We start from the raw sequence: 14,209 nt of genomic DNA, 5'->3' as shown, positions 1-14,209 counted from the left end.
GTCATCCTCCTCGGCCGACCCGGTTGGCCCGGGCCATCAGCAGCAGTAGGTACGGCGCTCCGAGGAACGCCGTGACGACGCCGACCGGAAGCGGGGTCGGGGCGAACAGCTGCCGCGCGACCAGGTCGGCGGCGACGACCAGCAGGGCGCCGAGGGCCCCGGCCGCGAGCAGGCCGGCGCCGCGTTCGGCGAGCAGCCGGCGGGCGATCTGCGGGGCGACCAGAGCGACGAAGGCGATCGGCCCGGCGGCGGCCGTCGCCAGCGCGGCCAAACCGACACCGACCGCGATCAGCAGCCCGCGGGAGAGCTCGACCCGGCCGGCCAGCGTCCGGGCGAGGTCGTCACCGAGCTCGAGCAGGCGAAGCTGCCGGGACGCGGCCAGCGCGGCGGGGACCAGGACGAGCAGGGTGAGGCCGATCATCGTTGCCTCCGGCCATGAACGCCCGGCCAAACTGCCGGAAAGCCACATCAGTGCGTTTTTGGCGGTGTAGATGTCGGCCAGCGTCAGCAGGTACGCGGTGAGGGAGCCGATGATCGCGGTGACGCCGATGCCGACCAGGACCAGTCGCGAGCCCGCGATCCCCCGCCGGTAGGCGAGCAAGTAGACGGCGACTGCTGTCAGCAACGAGCCGGTCAGTGCACCGGCCGGCAGCCAGCCGCTGCCCGCACCGGCCACGGTGATCAGGACGACCGCAGCCAGCGCGGCGCCGGCGTTGATGCCGATCAGGTCCGGGCTGACCAACGGGTTCCGCGCCAGCCGCTGGAAGATCGCCCCCGAGATCGCGAACGCCGCTCCGACCCCGAGTCCGACCAGGACGCGGGGCAACCGGTTGTCGACCACCACGTCGGTCAGGATCAACGACTCCTGCCCCGCCAGCGTTCGCAGCACCTGCCCGAACGGGATCTCGAAGTCGCCCACGGTCAGCGAGAACGCCCCCACGGCCACCGCGAGCACCAGCGCCACCACCGTCACGCCGACCGCGCGCAGGTCGAGCCGCGCCGAGAGCCCGGCGATCCGCACCGCGTGCGCCGCCGTACGGTCTCTGCGCGGGGACCGGCTCACAGGTCCGCCAAGGTTCGGCGGCGGACGAGCATGATGAAGAGTGGAGCTCCGACGAGCGCGGTGATGATGCCGGCCTGCAGTTCGTCCGGGCGGGCCACCAGACGGCCCAGGACGTCGGCCAGCAGGACAAGAGTCGGAGCCAGGACGAGCGAGAAGGGCAGGATCCAGCGGTAGTCGGCGCCGACCAGCGCCCGGGCGGCGTGCGGAACGGCCAGGCCGACGAAGCCGATCGGTCCGGCCAGGGCGGTCGCCGTACCGGCCAGCAGCACGATCGCCGCGCCGGCCAGGACGCGGAGGACGGCGACCCGGGTGCCCAGGGTGACCGCCAGGTCGTCGCCCAAGGCCAGCTGATTCAGGGATCGACCCAGGACGAGTGCGAGAAAGATGCCCACGGCAATGAAAGGGACTGCCTGGGTCACGATCTCGCCGTTGGCCAGGGTGAGGGAGCCGACGACCCAGAAGCGGAACTCGTTGAGGGTGGACAGGTCCAGCAGGGTGGCGGCCGAGGTGACCGAGCCGAGCATGGCCGACAGGGCCGCGCCGGCGAGCGCGAGCTTGACCGGCGTCGCGCCGCCGCGGCCGATCGCGCCGACCAGGTAGACCACGACCGTGGCGACCAGCGCCCCGCCCATCGCGAACCACACGTACCCGGTCAGGCTCTGGATCCCCAGCACCCCGATCGCCGCGACCACAGCGGCCGCCGCGCCGGCGTTCACGCCGAGGATGCCGGGATCGGCGAGCACGTTGCGGGTGACGCCCTGCATCAACGCCCCGGCCAGTCCCAGTGCAGCGCCCGCCAGCAGCCCGGTCGCTGTCCGCGGCAGCCGCAGGTAGCGGATCACCCGGTCGGTGTCGGACCCGGTGAAGTCGGCCGCGGCGAGGTAGACGTCCCGCGGACCGAACCACTGGTTGCCCGCCAGCAACGACAGCAGCACAACGCCGAGCAGCACGACCACCGCGAGCACCAGCCCGCCGGTCCTCGACATCCCCTGCCGGAGAAGGCCACGCCGCTCAGCAGGCGGTACGACGGCCTCGGCTGTCACTTGACCAGGTCGGGATGGATGATCTTCGCGATCAGCTCGGTCGAGCTCGCTCCCCGCACGCCGGCCGAGTGGTGCGCGAACAGCCAGGGCACGACGCGCTTGTTCCGCACGGCTTTCAGGTTCGCCAGCGCCGGGTTGCCGAGGATCTTCTGCACCTCCGGCTGCACCTGCGCTTCGGTCAGCGACGCGTCGCAGCAGCCGCTGACCAGGATGTAGTCGGGATCGGTCCGAATGAACTGCTCGACGCTGAGCTTCACGTTGCGCTTCGAGGTCAGCCCGGCGAACGCGTTCACGCCGCCGGCCTGCCTGATCAGCACACTGCCGAAGTCCGGTCCCGCGGAGACGGTCATCCCGCCGCCTTCGAGACCTGGCCGCAGGATCGCCACCGTCGGCCGGGGCGCGTTCTGCACCTTCGCCTGCACGGCCGCGATCCGGGCCTGCTGGTCGGCGATCACCTGCTCGGCCCGGTCGCTCACCCCGAACAGCCGGCCGAGGTCGCGCAGGTCGGCGTACACGTTGTCCATCGAGACCGTCGACGGGTCGATCGCCTCGTCGCCCTTGCCGTCCGCGGTCGGGCAGAGCGGGCTGAAGATCCAGGTCTGCACGCCGAGCTGCGCCAGGCTGCCCCGGGTGCCGAAGCTGGAGTCGCTGCCGGCGGAGCTGAAGACGTCGTTGAAGCCGGACAGCACGAAGTCCGGGTTCAGGCTGAGCAGTTCCTCGCGGCTGGGCAGGTTCTTGTAGTACTTGCGGTCGCGCTGGGCCTCGGCGTACGGCGGCAGCACCTGCGCGTCCAGGTACGCCGTACCGACCAGGCGGTCGGAGATGCCGAGCGCGTGCGCCAGCTCGACGGCCGGCTGGTACGCCGCGAACACCCGCTCGGGTGGACCGTCGACGCCGATGTCGAGACCGCAGTTCTTGACCGTAGTCGAGGCTGCACGCGGACCGGCCTCGGCAGCGGCGCCGCACGCGGCGATCAGGGACAGCAGGACGGCAGCAAGCACTGCCTTGGGTACGACGGCCATGGCTGGACCGCTCCTCCAACACCTCGTGGACGGGTCTGACGCGCCGTGGCCGGTCTCCTGGCTGACGGGACGTACCGCGTCCGACGGGCTGACCTTCCCGGCCCCGGGTGGGGCCAGTGGTCTCACGAGGTGTGAACGCCCGGTGGACAATCCCGATCACAGTGGCGAGGGCCGCGCCGGTTTTGAACCGACTTCCCGAGCACCACGGCGCCCACACGGTAACCCACCTTGCGACCCGGTCGCAGCACCAGGTCCAGCCGTCCCTGGTGCCGTCAGCGGGTGTACAGCGGGGAGATGGCGAGGGCGAAGGCGACCATGTCGTCGGTCTTGGCCTTGCCGGCGGGCAGCGGGACCAGGTCGGCGATCTTGTCGGTGCCGACGCGGAGGGTGCCGCGGCCGGTGGCAGTGTCGATGTAGCCCTCGTCGCCGAGCGGCACCGACTGCGAGGTCGGCGCCTTGCGGACCGGCGTCATCGCCGTCTCCGCGTCCGTCACCCGGCGGGCGGTCGTGGAGAGCACGCTCGTCGCGGTGATCCAGCCGCACACCACATCCCCGGCGGCGGTCTGCCCGTCGCGGCGCGCCATCGCCTCGGCGCCCATCACCTTCGCCGCCGCCGACGTCCCCCGCTCGCACTCCGGCCGCGTCACCAGCGGCGCCGCCTCGGTCAGCCCGGGAGCCTGCCGGGCCGCCTCCTGCGCCAGCGCCACGTACTTCGTCGGCGTCGCGGCCGGCCCGGCGACCTTGATCAGCCGGGTGTCGAACAGGAAGACCGCGAACCGGCTGGTCACGTAACCGCCTTGACCCACGGCGATCGGTTTGGCCGGCTCGCCCTTCGTCGCGGCGTACGCCTTCTGCGCGGCGCTGAGATCGGCCTTGGTCGCCGGCAGCACGGACACCCCGACCCGCAGGACCGGCCCGGACGGACTCGTGCTCAGCGCCAGCTCGCAGAGGTCGTAGCTGGGCAGCCCGATCTCCGCCGGCACCGCCTTCGGCTGGATCGTCACCACCGGCACCGCGAGCGTGCTCTGTACCAGCGCCTGGTCCATCCGCACGCACAACGTGTCCGCGACCTTTGCCGTGGCCGGGCCACTGGGCGTCGCGGACGGAGTCTCGCTCGGCGTCTCGGTCGGCGTGGTGCTCACCGACACCAGCGGCGGAACGTCCGGCGAGTTCTCACCCCCCGCACTGGTGCAACCGGCCAGGGCCAGTACGGCGACGACGGCGACGGCCGGGCGGATCCGCATCCCAACTCCTGGTGACTGCTCGGTGACAAGGTCTCCGACTGTAGACGGTGCCACCGACTGCCGCGCCGGAAAGGCAGACCACCCGTCAGCGCCCCGGAGCCGGTTCCCAGTGCACGACCTTGACCTGGCTCATCTCGTCCAGCAGTTCGGGCCCGTAGCCGAATCCAGCGCCACTGGCCGCCCGAGGCTGCGCAGCACCTCCAGGAGCACCGCCGAAGACCGCGTTGATCTTCACCGTCCCGACCGGCAGCTCCCGCCAGGCGCGCTGAGCGTTCGCCTGCGAGCCGGTCAGCACCGTCGCGGCCAGCCCGTACTCGTCGTCCGCGGCCAGCCGCAACGCTTCGTCGAAGCTGTCGACCACCGCGACCGGAGCGACCGGGCCGAAGGTCTCGGTGCGCATCACGTCGAGGTTCGGACCGCAGGAGCTGAGCACCGTGGCCGGGTAGTGCGCGCCGGGCCCGTCGGGCACTTCGCCGCCGGTGAGCAGTTCGGCCCCGCTCTCGACGGCCTGCCGCACCTGCCCGTGCACGGACTCCCGGTGCCGCCGGTCGACCAGGGGCGCGAGGACCCGCGACTGTGCCTCCGCGACCAGCGCCGACAGGAAGGGCTCGGCGACCGCACGGTGAACGTAGATCCGCTCGACGGCGACACAGATCTGGCCGGAGTTCGCGAACGCGCCGAGCGCCGCCTGCCCGGCCGCCCAGACCGGGTCGACGTCCTCGTCCACGATCAGCGGGTCGTTGCCGCCGTTCTCGAGCAGCGCCTTGGCGCCCGTCGCGGCGGTGGCGGCGGCGATCGAGCGGCCGGTCGCCGTGCTGCCGACGTGCGCGATCACGTCCACATCGGCGCGCGCTGCGAGGCCGGCACCGACCTCACCGTCGCCCTGCACCGTCTGCAGCACACCCTCCGGCAGGGCCTGGGTCAACAACTGCCCGAGCCGCGCACCGGTGTGCGGGCAGCGCTCGCTGGGCTTGTGGATCACGGTGTTGCCCGTGACCAGCGCGGCGCCGATCAGTCCGCAGGCGACCGCGACCGGGTCGTTCCACGGTGTCAGGGCGACGACCACGCCGCGAGGTTCCGGGACCATCAGGTCCGTGGCGTTGTGGTTGCCGAGCAGCGTCCGGCCGCCGCGCAGCGGACAGAGCTCGGCGTACTGCTCCAGGGTGCCGGCACCCGCGAGCACGCCGCCGAGGCTCTCCTCGACCGGCTTGCCCGTCTCCGAGCAGTTGATCCGAGCGAGGTCGTCGGCCCGCGCGCGGATCGCCGCGGCCGCCTCGCGCAGGGCGGCTCCGCGCTCCGCCGCCGGGGTCCGGGCCCAGTCGGTGCTCAGCCGGCGCGCGGTGCCGACCGCCTCGTCGACCTCCTCGGCGGTCGCGACCGGGATCGTGCCGACCGGCGATCCGTCGGCCGGGTCGTGGATCTGCAACGCGCGCTCGGTACCGGTGATCACCTGGTCGCTCCCTCCTGGGTCCTGGGCAGAATCGCCCGCCCGGTTCCCCGGGGCGGCCTCTTCACACCTCCCGCGGCGAACCGCTCCACCCCCGCCCGGGTCGTCGAAGGATCAGCCGGCCGAGCCGCGGAGCTCCCGTTCGCGTACGGCGTGCTCGTCGGTGCGCGCGTCGTACCGCCAGAAGTCCTTCAGCCAGACCGCCGTACCGATCACCCCGGCCACGCACAGCACGCCGCCGCTGACGATCGACGTGCGCACGCTGGTCAGGTCGGCCACCAGCCCGGACCGCGACTGACCACCGAGCGGTCCGAGCGAGTACGACAGCATCTCGATCCCGGCCAGCCGGCCGCGCATCTCGTCCGGGATCGTCTGGTTCCAGATCACCGCGCGGAACAGGCCGGAGATCATGTCCGCGCCACCGGCGACGGCGAAGAAGGCGATCGCGAACCAGATGTTCGGCGCCAGCCCGGCCACTCCGACCGACGCGCCCCAGGTGATGGTCGCGATCACCACCGCCCGGCCGTGGTGGTGCACCCGGCGAGCCCAGCCGCTGGTCAGCGTCGCCAGCATCGCGCCGGCCGCCTCCGCGCTGTAGAGCAGGCCGAGCAGCTTCGGCTCCTTCAGCACCTCGGTCGCGAAGGCGGGGAACAGCACGATCGGCATCGCCAGGAACATGCCGACCATGTCCACGGCGTACGTGCCGAGCAGGTCGCGGCGGCGGAACGCGTACTTGATCCCGTCGCCGATCGCGCGCAGGCTCGGCGGCGTACTGTGCTCACTGGTCTTGTACGAGCCGAGCAGCATGAACAGCAACGTCGCGGCCACCAGTCCGACCAGCTCGATCCCGAACGCCCAGGCCACCCCCGCCGTGCCGACCAGTACGCCGCCCAGCGCGGGTCCGGCGAGCTGGCCGACCTGCAGGGTGAGCGAGTTCAGCGTGACCGCGGCGGGCATGTCCTCGTGCCGGACCACCCGCGGGAACAACGCCTCCCGGCTCGGCCGCTGCAGCGACGACGCGATCGCGTTCAGCGCGCCGCAGACGTAGATCAGCCAGACCTGCGGGCTGGCCAGCAGCGTGTTGGCGAGCAGCAGCGCGCAGATGGCCACCTGCGCGATCCCGGTGACGATCAGCATCTTGCGCCGGTCGACGTGGTCGGCCAGCGCCCCGCCGTACAGGCCGAAGACGACCAGCGGCGCGATCGTCACCAGGCCCATCACGCCGACCGCGAAGTTCGATCCGGTCAGCTGGTAGAGCTGGAACGGCAGCGCCACGTAGCCGACCATGGCGCCGAGATAGAACACCGTGCCGGAGATCACCAGGATCCGGAAGTCGCGGGAGCTGCGCCACGGGGTCAGATCGACCCGGAGCCGCGCCAGCCGGCCGCGGATTCCGGGCTTCTCGCCGTCGGCCGGACGTCCGCCAGAGCTTGTTGCCACTGGCACATGGTGGCACCCGACCGGTGAAGCCGACGACCCTATTACCGGTCGGGACCGTCGGCTACCAGCGGCAGCAGGCCGCTGAGGTCGGTGCGTTCCCCGCTGGCGCGGACCTTGCCCGTACTGCGTGCTTCGGCCCAGGTCGTCCGGCCCAGCGCGAGGTCGATCCACAGCTCGGCCGGCAGCTCGACCACCGCGCCCGGCGTACCCCGGGTGTGCCGCGGACCCTCGATGCACTGCACCGCGCCGTACGGCGGCACTCGGACCTCGACGGCATGACCGGGGGCTTTGGCGACCAGCAGTTTCAGCAGCTGTTTGACCAGCAGTTTGAGATCCGCCCGCTCCGCTTCACCCGCGGTGTACCGGCCCAGTGCCTGTTCGAACTCCACGACGGGCCAGCGTAGCGCCGGTTTCGCCGACGCCCCCTTCGTGGTCGATAATCAGTCAGCGACCGAGAACGGATGCGGAGGTCCGGATGCTCACGCCGAGGCACCAGGCGTTGCTGGCGACACTGGCGGGGATGACCGTCGGGGTGGCCGTTTTCGGCACCGTTCTGGCCGTCAACGGCGCGCTGAGCAACAACAGCGCGGCGCAGACCGTGGTCACCACCACGACGACGCCGACCCCGACTCCGATCGCCTCCGACGGGCTGGATCCGGCAGTGCTGCAGTACGTCGTCGCAACGTTCGGCTCCGAGAAGTCGCCGATCAGCGCGGAGGTTCCGGCGTCCTGGCCGGCCACCCAGAGCGGCACCCGCGCCCGGTACGCCGATCCGACCGGTCTGTGGCAGCTCCGCTTCGACGCGCGCGGCAGCAAGCAGTCGCCCGCCGAGCTGCTCGACACCCGCTCCGGCAGCATCGACGAGCAGGAGTACAAGGTGCTCAGCACCGACAACTCGACCCTCGTCTACACCTACCTGGACAAGGAGCGCGGGCACCGGATGGGCATGTCCCGCTGGATCGCCGCCGAGGGCGGCAAGCGGTCGGTGCTGGAGATCACCGTCGGTGGACGCCCGCAGGACGAAGCAGGTCTGCGGGCGGTGCTGGAGCGCGCCACCGAGACCGTGCAGCTGCCGCCCACCGGCGACGACCGCCCGAGCTGATTCACCTGTCGCTGTTGCCGGTCAGCACTTGAGGTCGGCGGTGGGGGCGGTGCCCTGCAGGAGGTAGGTCTCGACGGCGTTGTCGACGCAGTCGTTGCCTTCGTTGTAGCCGGTGTGCCCGTCGCCGTCGCGGGAGACCAGTACCCCGCTCTCCAGCTGGCCCGCCAGCCCGACCGCCCACTCGTACGGCGTGGCCGGGTCGCGCGTCGTACCGACCACGACGATCGGCTTCGCGCCGGGCGCCTTGATCGGGTGCGGCTTGTCCTCCGCCTTCACCGGCCAGTTCGCGCAGGCCAGCGATCCCCAGAGCAGGAACGCCCCGAACCGCGGCGACGCCGCCTGGTACTTGGCCGCGTCCGCCTTCGCGTCCGCGATCGAGGTGATGTCCTGGCGGTCCACGCAGTTCACCGCGTAGATCACCTCGTTCGCGTTGGTGGTGTAGCCCCGCGGAGTCCGGTCGGTGTACTCGTCGGCGAGCGCGAGCAGCCGGGAGCCGTTGCCGGCCAGGCCGTCCACGACGGCGTCCTCGAGCCGCGGCCAGTAGTCCTTCAGGTACAGCGGGAAAATCACGCCGAGCACGACGAGGGCCTGCGGCACGTTGCGGTCGCCGTTGCCGGGCAGTGGAGTGGCGTCGCTCTCGGTGAGCAGCTTGTCGACCTTGGCGAGCACCTCTTCCTTGCTGCCGCCCAGCCGGCAGGACCGCGCCGCGCAGTCCGCCGCGAACGCCTCCAGCGCGGTGTCGAAGCCCTTGGCCTGGGCCATGTTGTTCTGCTCGGCCGTGTTCGACGGGTCGACCGCGCCGTCGAGCACCAGCCGGCCGACGTTCTTCGGGAACAGCTCGGCGTAGGTGGCGCCGAGGTAGGTGCCGTACGACATGCCGAGGTAGTACAGCTCGGAGTCGCCGACGATGCCGCGCAGGACGTCGATGTCGCGGGCGGCGTCCTTGGTCGAGACGTGCGGCAGCAGCTTGCCGGAGCGCTGCCGGCAGCCCTCGGCGAGGGTCTTGGCCTGGGTGTTCAGCGCGGTGATCTCGGCCTCGTCGTCCGGGCTGCCGTCCGCCGCGATGAACGCGTCCAGCTGCTCGGTGTCCAGGCACTTCACCGGCGTGGAGTCACCGACCCCGCGCGGGTCCCAGCCGACCACGTCGAACTTGCGCAGTAGCGACGACCCGAGCACGAACGACGCCGCACCGGCGAACTCGACGCCCGAGGCGCCCGGGCCGCCGGGGTTGATGAACAGGGTGCCGATCTTGCCGGTCCGGTCCCGCGCGGGCACCTTGCGGGCCCGCAGCTCGATCGTCTCGCCGGCCGGCTTGCTGTAGTCCAGCGGCACGGTGATCGTCGCGCACTGGCTGCCCGAACCACACCGCTCCCAGTCCGGCTGCTGCTGGTAGAACTTTTCCAGCCCGGCCGGCACCGGCCCCGCCGGACCCTTGCTCGGGTTGGCGCCGGGCTGTGCCGATCCACCGTCCCCGGCGTCCTGGGCCCGGCTGGCCACTCCACACCCAGCCGCGAGCGCCACCGAAACCAGTACCGCGGTCACCCTGCGCACCATCACTACGAGCCGTCTCCCGTGTCGTCTTCCCGGACCCCCGGTGCCCGCTGGACGGGCGGATCACTCAGCCGGTCCGGCGCGCTGCTGCTGGGCCGTGCCTCGCCCGGATCCCCGGCGGTCGGCTCGGTGCCGGTCGACTCGGTGCCGGTCGACTCGCTCAGGCGGCGACGCCGGCGAGGCTTCTTCCGGCGTACGGCCGGCTCGTCCCCGGACGCCGCTCCTGCCTCGGTCACCGTCCCGGCCTCGGTCGCCCCACCTTCGGCCATCGCCCTTCCTTCGGTCGCCGCTCCACGGTCGGTCACCGCTCCACGGTCGGTCACCGCTCCACGGTCGGTCGCCGGCGCGGAATCGGTCCGCGCAGCGCCGTCCCGCCCGGGAGTGGCCTTCGCCACGGCAGGCGCCGGGGTGGGCAGGTCGACGGGCAGCGGGGCGTCCGGCGTGGTGGTGCTGGAGGCTTCGTACTGCTGCCGCGGCGAGCACACGTCGGCCCGGCTGCACGCGCACCGGCGCCCCGACGCCGCCAGCCGGACGACGACGGTGTCGCTCGGCACGTTGTGCCCGACGACCACCCCGTCGCCCGCGGGCGTCTCGACCGGCGTACCGACCGACGGCGCCTTGGCGTTGAACTCCTGGTAGAGCGGGTGCTCGTACTTCAGGCAGCACATCAGCCGCCCGCACGCACCCGAGATCTTCAGCGGATTGAGCGGCAGGTCCTGGTCCTTGGCCATCCGGACGCTGACCGGCTCGAAGTCCTTGAGGAACGTCGCACAGCACAGGTCCCGCCCGCACGGCCCGATGCCGCCCTGCAACCGGGCTTCGTCGCGCGCGCCGACCTGCCGCAGCTCGATCCGCGCCCGCAGTCCGCGGGCCAGGTCCCGCACCAGCTCCCGGAAGTCGACCCGGTGCGGCGCGGAGAAGTACACGATCACCAGCTGGTCCACGTCCGGCCGCCGGTCGACGAAGTCGATGCCGACCACCTTCATCGGCAGCCCGTGCCGGCGGATCAGCCGCTTTGCGGTCAGCCGCGCGTCGGCCCGGCGCTGCCGGTTCTGCTCGTCACGGTCCAGGTCGTCGCTCGTCGCGATGCCCGCGCACAGCGGCAGCCCGCCGATCTCCTCGGTCACGTACTGCGGCGCCCACACGCACTCCGCGACCTCCGGCCCGTCGTCGGTCGGGACCAGCACCTTGTCCCCGACCCGCGGCCGGTGCGGGCCGGGGTCCAGGTAGTACAGCCGTCCGTACCGCTCGAACGACACCGCCATCACCATGCCCACGCGGCCAGACTAGGGCATGTCTGGTAAAGGGCAGGGCGTCGCGCGGGTGGGTCAGCGCTTGCTGTCCTTGACCGTGCGGTCGAGGCGGTCTTCGTCGGGGCCGTAGGTCGTGCAGTAGACGTCGTGGTCGCCGCCGCGCCAGCCCGCCGCGTCGGGGAACCAGCTGACCGGCTCCAGCTCGGACTCGTCGGCGCTGATCCCCACGTACTGCTCGAACCGCTCGTCGCACGCGGCCTCGGCCTGGTCGCCCATCCTCCGGTCGCCCGGCCAGGCGTGGTCCGGCAGCGTCACCACCGCGTACAGCTCCCCGTCGTGCGGACCGTTGCAGGGCTGCCGCTTGACCTCGTCCTCGACGCCGGTGTCGTCGAAGCACTCACCGACGACCAGCCCGTCGATGTAGATGCCGTCCGGGTCGCTCGCGCCGGTGGCGCTGCTCGAGGGCTGCGGGATCCCTGCCGAGTAGCTGTCGTCGTCGGTGAGACCGAAGACGATCATCGCGACGACGAGCCCGCCGGCGACCAGCGTGACGAGGCCGCCGACGACGAGTCCGACGACCGCCTGCGCGGTGCCGGTCTCGTTGCGCCGCTTGATCTGCACCAGCGCGGCGATGCCCAGCCCGACCGCGACCGGCGCGGCGATCGTGAACAGGACGCTGGCCAGCCCGGTCGCCATCGCCGCGACCGCCAGCCCGTTGGTGGCCCGGCTCGGCACCCCCGGGAACCCGTACCCGTACCCGTACGGCGGCTGCCCGTGCACCGGCGGGTAGCGCGGATCGAGCTGCTGGGGAAACGGCTGCTGGTGCGATGGCTGCTGCTGGAAGGGGGGCTGGTGGAACGGCTGCCCCGGGGGCTGCTGCGGCGGCGAGTACGGCGGCACGAACGGCGCCGGGGTGTCCTGCAGCCGCGGCCGGCCGGACTCCGTGTACGACGGAAAGCTCCGTGGCGTGTCCTGCGGCCGGTCGCCCCCGGACGGCGGTTGTGTCATCTGCGTTCCCCCAGTCGTTCGCGCGCGAGTCAGCGCTGCGATCCGCGCATGGTCCCCGTCAGGCGTTCGCCGCCCACCATGCACAGCACGTTGCCGTCAGCAACAGCCTGATCCTCCAGCACGACGTAGTACATGTCCAGTGCCGACTGCTCGTACGACGTGCCGACGAACTCGCGGAAGGCGGTCGCGCAGTGCTGGGTCGCCGACGCGCCCTTCTGCTGCGTCGACAACCCGGTCATCGCCGCCCGCACCTTCGCGTACGCCTCGCCGGAGTGCGCCGCGGCGCAGTCGGCGAGGCGGACCACCCGCAGCGTCTCGGCCGCCAGGTCCGCGTCGAAGCACTGCGCGACCCGTACCTCGGCGATCGCCACCGACCGCCCGATGCCGGCCTGCCGTTCGCCGTACAGGCCGAGCGCGGCGGCGACGGCGATCGCGATCACCCAGCAGCCACTGATCGCCAGCGCCGCGAGGGCCGCCGGCCGGCCCCGGCTGCCGTTGCGGCGGATCCGCCGGAGCGCGACCGCCGCCAGCGTCAGCCCGACCGGAACCAGCCCCGGCAGGCTGAAGGCCAGCGCCGCGACCGCGAACCGGTCGAGCCGGCGTTGCGCGGGCACAGGCACGCCGTCCAGCCAGGACTCAGCCGACGGCAGCAACCGCGCAGGCTCGAGCGGCACGGGCGGTTGGGTCATCGAGTTCCTTCGGGGAGGGCACCACGGCTGAGCAGTCCAGCCAGCCACCACATCGGCCGCACCTTCGGCTTCGTTACACCCAGTCCGTACCGCAGACCGACGTCTCACGCCTCGAACCGGCAGAACCACAGCCGGTGACCCGCCCGCCGAGCAGCGATCCCGTTGAGCGCGCGGTCTCAGCCTTCGAACAGCGCGATGGTCATGGCTTCCAGGGCCAGCAGCGGTGCCACGTTGCCCTCGATGGCCTGCCGGCAGGCGGTCAGCGCGTCGATGCGGCGGATCGTCTGCTCAGGCGTCGTCCGGGAGGCGAACTGGTCGATCGACCGGCGCAGCTCGGCGTTGATCAGCTCGGTGCCGGCGCCGGTCTGCACCACCAGCACGTCGCGGTAGAGCGCCATCAGGTCGACCAGCGACCGGTCCAGCACGTCCCGCTCCCAGCGTTTCGCGCGGGCCTTCTGCTGCTCCTCGAGCTCCTTGACCGCCGCCGCGGCCTCCCGCGGCCGGGCCCCCTTCGTACCGACGCCGAGCGCCTGCTCCAGCTCGGTCCGCTCCCGCTCGTCGACGGCCGCGGCGCTCGCCTTGGCCTCTTCCTTGGCGGCTTCGGCCAGCTGCTGCGCCGCCTTCAAGCACGCCCCGAGGTCGCGCAGCGCGAACGGCAGCTCGAGCACCTTCGTCCGCCGGGCGCGCACCTCCTCGTCGCGCGCCAGCGCCCGGGCCCGGCCGATGTGTCCCTGCGCCGCCCGCGCGGCGAAGCTCGCCAGCTCGGCGTCCACGCCCAGCTTGCGGACCAGCATCTCGGCGACGGCGCCGACCGGCGGGGTGCGCAGGACGAGCAGCCGGCAGCGGGACCGGATCGTCGGCACCACGTCCTCGACGGTCGGGGCGCACAGCACCCAGACCGTGCGCGGCGACGGCTCCTCGATGCTCTTCAGCAGCGCGTCGGCGGCCTGCTCGGTGAGCCGGTCCGCGTCCTCGACCACCATCACCTGCCAGCGGCCCTGGGTCGGGCTCATCGCCGCCCGGCGGATCAGCTCCCGGATCTCGCTGACCCGGATCGACAGCAGCTCGGTACGGATCAGGGAGATGTCCGGGTGGGCGCCGGTGAGCGCCGTCCGGCACTCGGTGCACTCGCCGCAGCCCTCGTTCGCGCACTGGAGCGCGGCGGCGAAGGCGCGGCCCGCGTTCGACCGGCCGGATCCGGGCGGGCCGGTGATCAGCCACGCGTGCGTCATCCCGGCCGTCGCCGCACCGCGCTCCCCCCGCGACCGGGCCGCGGCCCCCGACACCGCCCGCCGCAGTACGTCGACCGCGGGCTCCTGACCGACCAGGTCGTCCCACACCGTCATC

The 14,209-nt window shown here is 72.3% G+C and carries 13 protein-coding genes and 1 riboswitch; of the genes, 1 reads left to right on the top strand and 12 read right to left on the bottom strand.

Annotated elements, in window-relative coordinates; all coding sequences use genetic code 11:
- Position 1: 1 nt before the first annotated feature.
- The 7 genes from KFLA_RS02990 to KFLA_RS02960 all read right to left on the bottom strand — a co-directional run bounded on the left by KFLA_RS02990 (position 2) and on the right by KFLA_RS02960 (position 7,648).
- Complete coding sequence (locus KFLA_RS02990) at positions 2-1,063, bottom strand: FecCD family ABC transporter permease (protein ID WP_012918277.1); 1,062 nt, start codon at positions 1,061-1,063, stop codon at positions 2-4.
- Positions 1,060-2,106, bottom strand: coding sequence for a FecCD family ABC transporter permease (locus tag KFLA_RS02985; protein WP_237706705.1), 1,047 nt, complete (start codon positions 2,104-2,106; stop codon positions 1,060-1,062). Before KFLA_RS02985 ends, KFLA_RS02990 begins: the two co-directional genes overlap by 4 nt.
- Positions 2,103-3,128 carry an ABC transporter substrate-binding protein gene (locus KFLA_RS02980; protein WP_012918275.1) on the bottom strand — a complete coding sequence of 342 codons (1,026 nt, stop codon included), beginning with the start codon at positions 3,126-3,128 and terminating at the stop codon, positions 2,103-2,105. Before KFLA_RS02980 ends, KFLA_RS02985 begins: the two co-directional genes overlap by 4 nt.
- Positions 3,129-3,158: 30 nt before the next feature.
- Positions 3,159-3,350: riboswitch (cobalamin riboswitch) on the bottom strand.
- 50 nt (positions 3,351-3,400) lie between these two features.
- Positions 3,401-4,372, bottom strand: a complete 972-nt coding sequence (locus KFLA_RS02975) for a hypothetical protein (RefSeq protein WP_012918274.1) — start codon at positions 4,370-4,372, stop codon at positions 3,401-3,403.
- 85 nt (positions 4,373-4,457) lie between these two features.
- A complete protein-coding gene (locus KFLA_RS02970) occupies positions 4,458-5,822 on the bottom strand; it encodes an aldehyde dehydrogenase family protein (RefSeq protein WP_012918273.1) in 1,365 nt (454 codons plus the stop codon).
- Between the two features lie 111 nt (positions 5,823-5,933).
- Positions 5,934-7,259, bottom strand: a complete 1,326-nt coding sequence (locus tag KFLA_RS02965; protein WP_237706704.1) for an MFS transporter — start codon at positions 7,257-7,259, stop codon at positions 5,934-5,936.
- 41 nt (positions 7,260-7,300) lie between these two features.
- Entirely contained in the window at positions 7,301-7,648 is a 348-nt protein-coding gene (locus KFLA_RS02960) for a sterol carrier family protein (protein ID WP_012918271.1), read from the bottom strand.
- 86 nt (positions 7,649-7,734) lie between these two features.
- Between KFLA_RS02960 and KFLA_RS02955 the strand changes: the two genes are divergently transcribed.
- A complete protein-coding gene (locus tag KFLA_RS02955; RefSeq protein ID WP_012918270.1) occupies positions 7,735-8,361 on the top strand; it encodes a hypothetical protein in 627 nt (208 codons plus the stop codon).
- Between the two features lie 21 nt (positions 8,362-8,382).
- On the opposite strand, the gene KFLA_RS02950 is transcribed toward KFLA_RS02955, so the two are convergent.
- From KFLA_RS02950 to KFLA_RS02930, 5 genes are all read right to left on the bottom strand, one after another.
- The gene (locus KFLA_RS02950) at positions 8,383-9,903 is read right to left on the bottom strand and encodes an alpha/beta hydrolase (RefSeq protein WP_237706703.1); all 1,521 of its coding nucleotides are present in this window, start codon (positions 9,901-9,903) and stop codon (positions 8,383-8,385) included.
- Between the two features lie 14 nt (positions 9,904-9,917).
- Positions 9,918-11,183 (bottom strand): PSP1 domain-containing protein, encoded by a 1,266-nt coding sequence (locus KFLA_RS36390; protein WP_012918268.1) that lies wholly within the window; start codon positions 11,181-11,183, stop codon positions 9,918-9,920.
- Between the two features lie 57 nt (positions 11,184-11,240).
- The gene (locus KFLA_RS02940; RefSeq protein ID WP_012918267.1) at positions 11,241-12,173 is read right to left on the bottom strand and encodes a DUF4190 domain-containing protein; all 933 of its coding nucleotides are present in this window, start codon (positions 12,171-12,173) and stop codon (positions 11,241-11,243) included.
- A gap of 29 nt (positions 12,174-12,202) precedes the next feature.
- Positions 12,203-12,862 (bottom strand): DUF4190 domain-containing protein, encoded by a 660-nt coding sequence (locus KFLA_RS02935; protein WP_012918266.1) that lies wholly within the window; start codon positions 12,860-12,862, stop codon positions 12,203-12,205.
- Positions 12,863-13,038: 176 nt separating this feature from the next.
- Entirely contained in the window at positions 13,039-14,208 is a 1,170-nt protein-coding gene (locus KFLA_RS02930) for a DNA polymerase III subunit delta' (RefSeq protein ID WP_012918265.1), read from the bottom strand.
- Position 14,209: the final 1 nt, after the last annotated feature.

It is taken from the genome of Kribbella flavida DSM 17836 (assembly GCF_000024345.1).
Classification (GTDB): domain Bacteria; phylum Actinomycetota; class Actinomycetes; order Propionibacteriales; family Kribbellaceae; genus Kribbella; species Kribbella flavida.
This window is presented reverse-complemented; position numbering and strand designations above follow the sequence as displayed.

Excerpts from the sequence above, each read along its gene's own strand:
- KFLA_RS02980 (WP_012918275.1), bottom strand. The coding sequence starts at position 3,128 with ATGGCCGTCGTACCCAAGGCAGTGCTTGCTGCCGTCCTGCTGTCCCTG.
- KFLA_RS02975 (WP_012918274.1), bottom strand. The coding sequence starts at position 4,372 with ATGCGGATCCGCCCGGCCGTCGCCGTCGTCGCCGTACTGGCCCTGGCC.
- KFLA_RS02955 (WP_012918270.1), top strand. The coding sequence starts at position 7,735 with ATGCTCACGCCGAGGCACCAGGCGTTGCTGGCGACACTGGCGGGGATG.
- KFLA_RS36390 (WP_012918268.1), bottom strand. The coding sequence starts at position 11,183 with ATGGTGATGGCGGTGTCGTTCGAGCGGTACGGACGGCTGTACTACCTG.
- KFLA_RS02940 (WP_012918267.1), bottom strand. The coding sequence starts at position 12,173 with ATGACACAACCGCCGTCCGGGGGCGACCGGCCGCAGGACACGCCACGG.
- KFLA_RS02935 (WP_012918266.1), bottom strand. The coding sequence starts at position 12,862 with ATGACCCAACCGCCCGTGCCGCTCGAGCCTGCGCGGTTGCTGCCGTCG.
- KFLA_RS02930 (WP_012918265.1), bottom strand. The coding sequence starts at position 14,208 with ATGACGGTGTGGGACGACCTGGTCGGTCAGGAGCCCGCGGTCGACGTA.